The organism is Trichococcus flocculiformis, from assembly GCF_900113645.1.
Taxonomy (GTDB): Bacteria; Bacillota; Bacilli; order Lactobacillales; family Aerococcaceae; genus Trichococcus; species Trichococcus flocculiformis.
Genome location: NZ_FOQC01000081.1, coordinates 1 through 6045 on the forward strand (window position 1 = coordinate 1; position 6045 = coordinate 6045).

At 47.9% G+C, this 6045-nt stretch carries 6 protein-coding genes and 1 pseudogene; 3 read left to right on the plus strand and 4 right to left on the minus strand.

Translation table 11 applies throughout. The annotated features are described in order from the left end of the window. Positions 1-275, plus strand: a pseudogene (locus BMZ71_RS15010) (hypothetical protein); the annotation flags it as partial. A gap of 118 nt (positions 276-393) precedes the next feature. Here BMZ71_RS15010 and BMZ71_RS14200 read toward each other — a convergent pair. Both BMZ71_RS14200 and BMZ71_RS14205 read right to left on the minus strand, forming a co-directional pair. Continuing rightward, positions 394-1326 carry an alpha/beta hydrolase gene (locus BMZ71_RS14200; RefSeq protein WP_086990908.1) on the minus strand — a complete coding sequence of 311 codons (933 nt, stop codon included), beginning with the start codon at positions 1324-1326 and terminating at the stop codon, positions 394-396. A 342-nt stretch (positions 1327-1668) separates the two neighbouring features. Continuing rightward, entirely contained in the window at positions 1669-2019 is a 351-nt protein-coding gene (locus tag BMZ71_RS14205) for a winged helix-turn-helix transcriptional regulator (RefSeq protein WP_086943266.1), read from the minus strand. 136 nt (positions 2020-2155) lie between these two features. Here BMZ71_RS14205 and BMZ71_RS14210 point away from each other — a divergent pair, with 136 nt between their 5' ends. Continuing rightward, a complete protein-coding gene (locus BMZ71_RS14210; protein WP_086990910.1) occupies positions 2156-3028 on the plus strand; it encodes an SDR family oxidoreductase in 873 nt (290 codons plus the stop codon). Between the two features lie 301 nt (positions 3029-3329). Here the strand turns inward: BMZ71_RS14210 and BMZ71_RS14215 are convergent, their stop codons facing one another. Together BMZ71_RS14215 and BMZ71_RS14225 are read right to left on the minus strand one after the other, a co-directional pair. Continuing rightward, entirely contained in the window at positions 3330-3698 is a 369-nt protein-coding gene (locus tag BMZ71_RS14215; RefSeq protein WP_086990911.1) for a YccF domain-containing protein, read from the minus strand. A gap of 551 nt (positions 3699-4249) precedes the next feature. Continuing rightward, entirely contained in the window at positions 4250-4537 is a 288-nt protein-coding gene (locus tag BMZ71_RS14225; RefSeq protein WP_086990914.1) for a winged helix-turn-helix transcriptional regulator, read from the minus strand. A gap of 134 nt (positions 4538-4671) precedes the next feature. On the opposite strand from BMZ71_RS14225, the gene BMZ71_RS14230 reads away from it, so the two are divergent. Next, positions 4672-5544 carry an SDR family oxidoreductase gene (locus tag BMZ71_RS14230; protein ID WP_086990916.1) on the plus strand — a complete coding sequence of 291 codons (873 nt, stop codon included), beginning with the start codon at positions 4672-4674 and terminating at the stop codon, positions 5542-5544. The last annotated feature ends 501 nt before the right edge of the window (positions 5545-6045 follow it).

Consider the following 6045-nt stretch of genomic DNA (forward strand, 5'->3'; position numbering starts at 1 on the left):
ACATCATGCTTGCGCTTCGGACGCGCGAAGCGCAAGATCCGAGGACCATCGGTCAGCTGTTCTTTTTGTGTTGTGATGAATTGGAGGACATCCGATTTGCAGAAGCAATTCTATTGGTATTGGACTGCCTGAAGGCGTCTCTCACGGAAGAACCTATCTTGTCTGAAGAAATGGTGCAGTCTGTTCTGGACAGAGTTTTCGACAACTTTCCTGCTTTCTTAAAACGAGCATTTCATCAACCTGAAAATCAGTTCCCGAGCGGTTTATCGGCATAATAGTATAGCTAGAATTATTGATATATCAAGCCTTTAGGGTCTTTTTCGGTGTGCGAAAGTTGAGTGAGTAATTTTCTCTTATTCATCTTTCCCCCCCAGGATCTTGCCAGCACACTTCCTAATCCCACTTGGTTTTATCCTGCAAATCGAGACTGAAGCGTTTCAGCAGCCAGGCGTCCGCCAGGTCGATCCATTTGGCGGCATTTTGGTCTACCAACGTTTTAGCGTTGGCTGTAGCCTGCGTGGCAAGGCTCAATCCATGCGGACCTTCTTCGAATACGTGCATCTCAAACGGGATATCGCGCTCCGAAAGAGCCATCCCCATCCGTAACATGTGCCCGACCGGAACAAGTGCGTCGGATGCGGTGGCCCACAGGAACATCGGCGGTGTTTTTTCGGTCACCAACAACGCCGGGCTCACTTCCTTCAGCGTTTTATCGCTAGGGGTCGCTTCTCCTAGCAGCGACGTTACGGAGGCATCAAACAGAAGGGTGCCCATTTCATCCTTTTCGGTCGCTTTCATGAACAGATAATCGCTCAACGTATAGCCCAAAATCGTAGCAGCGGGACGAAGTTTTTCTTCCGACACTTGGTAATGATCGGTCAGAATCGGTTTGTCCCAATAGACCGAATACATCGCGGCATTGTGCGCACCAGCCGAAAAGCCGCACAAAGCGATCCGATCCATATCCACCAACCATGCTTCGCTGTTCTTGTGGATCGTCAGCATAGCTTTGCCGATGTCCCGGATCGCTGCCGGAAAGACCGTATGCTCGCGCCTTTCAACTCCTTCGAAAATGGATTCGTAAGGTTCGTGCTTATCCAAGTAAACAGAATAGCGTAGCACAAAAGCATGATAGCCCATCGCCGCAAACCGCATCGCCACGGGCTCAGCTTCCCGATCCGAACAGGAAAGATAGGCGCCGCCAGGGCAGATCAGTACGGCCGGACGCGTTGCGCCGTCCAATAATTCCGGCGAATCCTGCAGTACATAAGTCGTCAGCGTGACGTCTTCCCGTTCCGGATACAATTTTATCGTTTCAACAATCATATTTTTGCCTCCTTGTACTTTTTGCTTTTCCCAGTTTTTCCACAAAACGGCGAGCTAGCGACCGGTCACCCATACGTGTGTGTTTAGCCCTCGTAAAAAAATGAAGTTTCGCCGTATCGGTGTGATTTCGCTATCCAAACAAACTGATACCGCTTCCATATATCCGCTCCTTTCAGCCATATTCCTTCCCTAAGCTGAAATATATATCAAAGCTTACGCAAGAAAAAGGAACCTGTCAACAGATACCTTTGACCATCAATTATTTTACAGCCAGTTGTTCAATCAGCCTATCAAATTATCCAAACTAAAAGAGGGGGCTGATTCCCCCATCACTTCAACTTTTTACTTACTCACCAAATTTTTCTTGCTCCACTCGCCCATACTCTGCAGTATCGGAATAAAGCTTTGCCCCAAAGGTGTTAAGGAATATTCTACTTTCGGCGGAACCTCTTTATAGACTTCTCTATGAACCATCTGATCTTCTTCCAATTCCCGCAATTGCCTTGTTAAGATCCCTTTTGAAATATTCGGCAACAATCGTTGAAGTTCATTAAAACGTCTCGTCTGCGTGCTTAGATTCCATAATATGATAATTTTCCATTTGCCCGCAATGATGTCTTGCGTTTGCGTGATGGGACAAACCGTCGCCTCCAATTGTTCATCTGCGGGGTCGCCGAACCAACTTCTTGCCATAATAAACGCCTCTCTTCCACAATGGTACTGTTTTTATGACTAGGTCATAAAAAAGTGCCTACTTTCAAAAATCTGTCTATTGCTATACTATTAGTTTACATTAAATAAGTAAACAAAAGAATTGGAGAAATGCCATATGAAATTATTAGTAACGGGAGCAACAGGAAAATTCGGAACAAAGGTTGTAGAAAATCTGTTGAAGACTGTACCGGCCAGTGAATTGGCCGTCAGTGTTCGTAACCCAGAGAAAGCGGAAGCGTTAAGGGCTCGTGGCGTGGAAGTCCGCCAAGGGGATTTTGATCACCCGGAAACACTGGATGCTGCTTTTGCAGGCGTTGATCGTTTATTGCTTGTTTCCGCGGATGGGGATAACGAAACAAGAATTCGCCAGCACGCCAATGCAGTGGCTGCGGCAGAGCGCGCCAGAGTCGGTTTCATCGCATACACCAGTTTAGCGAATGCAAAAGAAAGCAAAAATTTATTCGCCCCAACGCATCAGGCCACAGAAGAAGTAATTCTGAAAACTGGGATTCCCTACTCCTTCTTGCGCAACAACTGGTACTTGGAGAATGAAATTTCAGGAATTCAAGGTGTCCTGGCAGGAGCTCCATGGGTCACATCAGCAGAAAACGGCAAGGTGGGCTGGGCTCTTCAGCAAGATTATGCAGAGGCTGCGGCTGCTGTACTTTCCGGTAAAGGGCACGAAAATACAATCTACGAGCTTTCTGGCAAAGTATTGACTCAGGAAGAAATAGCAGCCGCCCTCGGAAGTGTATTGGGCAAAGAAATAACTGTCCAACAGGTTGATGACGCTACTTATGCTGATATTATGCAGGCTGCTGGGGTGCCGGATTTCGTCATCCCTATCCTTGTTGAAATCCAAAGAAGCATTCGAGTTGGCTCCCTGGATGTTGAGAGCAATGATTTCGAAAAACTCCTTGGCCGTCCAGCAACCCTGATCAATGAGGGTTTGAGCCAAATCGTAAATGGACTTCGCAAGAATCAGTAATATCCCACAACAATAGCGTTAGAGATTATCGCATTGCTTGAATGCGTGGCGATGTTCCCCGCCAACATGGTTTTCGCGGGGATTATCGTGTTTTCCGCGGACGCTTTCCCCGCCAAGGCGGATTTGGCGGTTTTTCTGACTGTGATTTGAACTGATTTTCCCCGTCAACAAGGTTTTGACGGGTTATTCCGGACGTAAATTCAATTTCCAAACAGAAGAGGCTGTATCAGCACCAGTTTAGTAGCTCTGGTTTTGATACAGCCTCATTTTTTCACTATGATATCAGCCATGACCTTGCCTGTTAAGCAACCCGATAGATTTCCGCTCCGAACGGGAACAATGCCAGCTTGGCGTGCTTGAAATGCTGCAGGCCGAACGGGATACCAACGATTGTCATGCAGAAGATGACGCCCAAAACAGCTTCTTCGGCCGCCAATGCCAAGCCGCCCAACAGCATCCAGATGATATTGATGACTAAAGATGTGCCGCTTTCGCTGATGCGGATTTCCCTACCGAACGGCACAGCCGCCATCACAGCGAACTTGAAGCATTGCATACCGATCGGAATCCCAACGATGGTCAAGCACCACAGAACACCAATCACGACCCAGGAAGCAAAACTGATAAAACCACCTAAAACAAACCAAATCAGATTCATCAGAAAATTCATGGCCTTTCCCCTCTCTTTCCCTTACATTATAATCCCTTCTGGATGCAAAGGCATCAGACTAAGTACTGAATTTTCATTCATGGCCTATAATCCACAAACGGGCACTGTCTTCCCTGCTTCGGCGAACGCAGGCTTCGCCGGAGGTCGCTTAACACTTCGTCTTTCTTCTCCGGTAAGGTTGGCTTCATCGAAGATGAGACTGATAGTTATCACCGTCCTCCGGAGAGTGACGCTTAACCGGAGCTGTTGACCCAATTCCACCGCGCTCCACCGCTTAACGGGCACTGTCTGCCCTGCTTCGGCGAACGCAGGCTTCGCCGGAGGTCGCCCAACATTTCGTCTTTCTTCTCCGGTAAGGTTGACTTCGGCGAAGATGAGACTGGCAGTTATCACCGTCCTCCGGGGAGCGACGCTTAACCGGAGCTGATGACCCAATCCCGCCGCGCTCCCCCGGCTAACCGGCACCCTAAGCATCCGTCGCCGTCACTCTATTTCCCACTCAGATTCTTTTTGCTCCACTCGCCCATGCTCTGTAGGATCGGAATGAAGCTTTACCCCAATGGCGTCAGGGAGTATTCGACTTTCGGAGGGACTTCTTTGTAGACTTCCCGGTGAACCATGTTGTCTTCTTCCAGTTCCCTCAATTGTCTGGTCAATATTCCTTTTGAAATATTCGGCAGTAGCCGCTGGAGTTCATTGAACCTTCTTGTCTGCGTGCTCAGATTCCACAAAATGATGATTTTCCATTTTCCTGCAATGATGTCCTGCGTCTGCGTGACGGGACAAACCGTCTCCTCTATTTGTGCCTCAGCGAGGTCCCCAAACCGACTTCTTGCCATGATAAACGCCTCTCTTTCACAATGGTCCTGTTTTTGTGACTAGGCCATAAAAAAGTGCCTACTTTCAAAAAAATACCCACTGCTATATTATAAGGTTACTAATGAAAAGTAAACAGAAATAGGAGCGATGTAAAATGAAATTATTAATAACCGGAGCAACAGGGAAATTTGGCACCAAAGTTATGGAGATTCTATTGAAGACTGTGCCGGCCGAGCACTTGGCCGTAAGTGTCCGCAACCCGGAGAAAGCGGAAGCATTACGCGCTCAAGGAGTCGACGTTCGCCAAGGAGACTTTGATCAGCCGGAAATACTAGATGCCGCTTTTGCGGGTATCGATCGTCTGTTGCTGATTTCCGCGGATGGCGACAACGAAACCAGAATCCGCCAGCACGCCAATGCGGTAGCTGCAGCCGAACGCGCCGGCGTGTCCTTCATCGCTTACACCAGCCTAGCGAACGCACAGGAAAGCAAAAACTTATTCGCGCCAACGCACCAAGCTACCGAAGCGGCTATCTTAAAAACAGGCATTGCCTACTCCTTCCTACGCAACAACTGGTACTTGGAGAATGAAATTTCCGGCATTCAAGGTGTCCTGGCTGGCGCTCCTTGGCTGACAGCGGCAGCTGACGGAAAAGTCGGTTGGGCACTGCAACAAGATTTTGCGGAAGCTGCGGCGGCCGTCCTTGTCGGCGAGGGACATGAAAATACCATCTACGAGCTTTCCGAAAAACCATTGACCCAGGAAGAGCTGGCTGCGGCGCTTGGCGAAGTGTTGGGCAAAGAAGTACCTGTCCAACAGGTTGATGACGCTGCCTATGCCGAAATCATGGCGGGTGCCGGTGTGCCGGATTTCGTGGTCCCTATACTTGTCGAAATCCAAAAAAGCATCCGCGTAGGCTCGCTGGATGTCGAAAGTAAGGATTTCGAAAAACTGCTCGGCCGCCCAGCAACACCGATCCACGAAGCATTGCGCCAAATCGTGGATGGATTCAAGCAAAACAGTTGATTCCGACCAATAGCCTGCGCACTGTTGTAGATATGCTTTAAGAAATATAAAGGGATCAATGCTTGGGCTAGGAGTATTTTGGGAAACACTCCCAACAAATTTCCACCTTCCGATATTGACTCCTTTATTTTTTATCGTAATTCTCCTTGCTCGCATTCCAAATATATTAAATATCACTAGTGTTGCATAAACATTTGTAGGTCCTCATCTAAACTGTTTTCTGAAAAAAAGCAAAAAAATTCCCATGCTCACGCAGAAAGACGACTTTCTCCAGATTGTAACAATTGTGAACTATATCAATTTATCTTCATTTCCTCTACTTGCGTCAAGCTTCCGTTCATTTTGATTCGGTCGGTTTCCCCCGTATCCTTGTCTCCCAAAGTTCACTAGCTTCCCATAGGGAAGCGAATAGGTATCGTTGGATTGTCAGGCTAGAAAGAACAGATTGTGTTTCCAGTTTGACCAGATAGGTGAGAAGTTGTGCAATCAAAGCAAGATAGA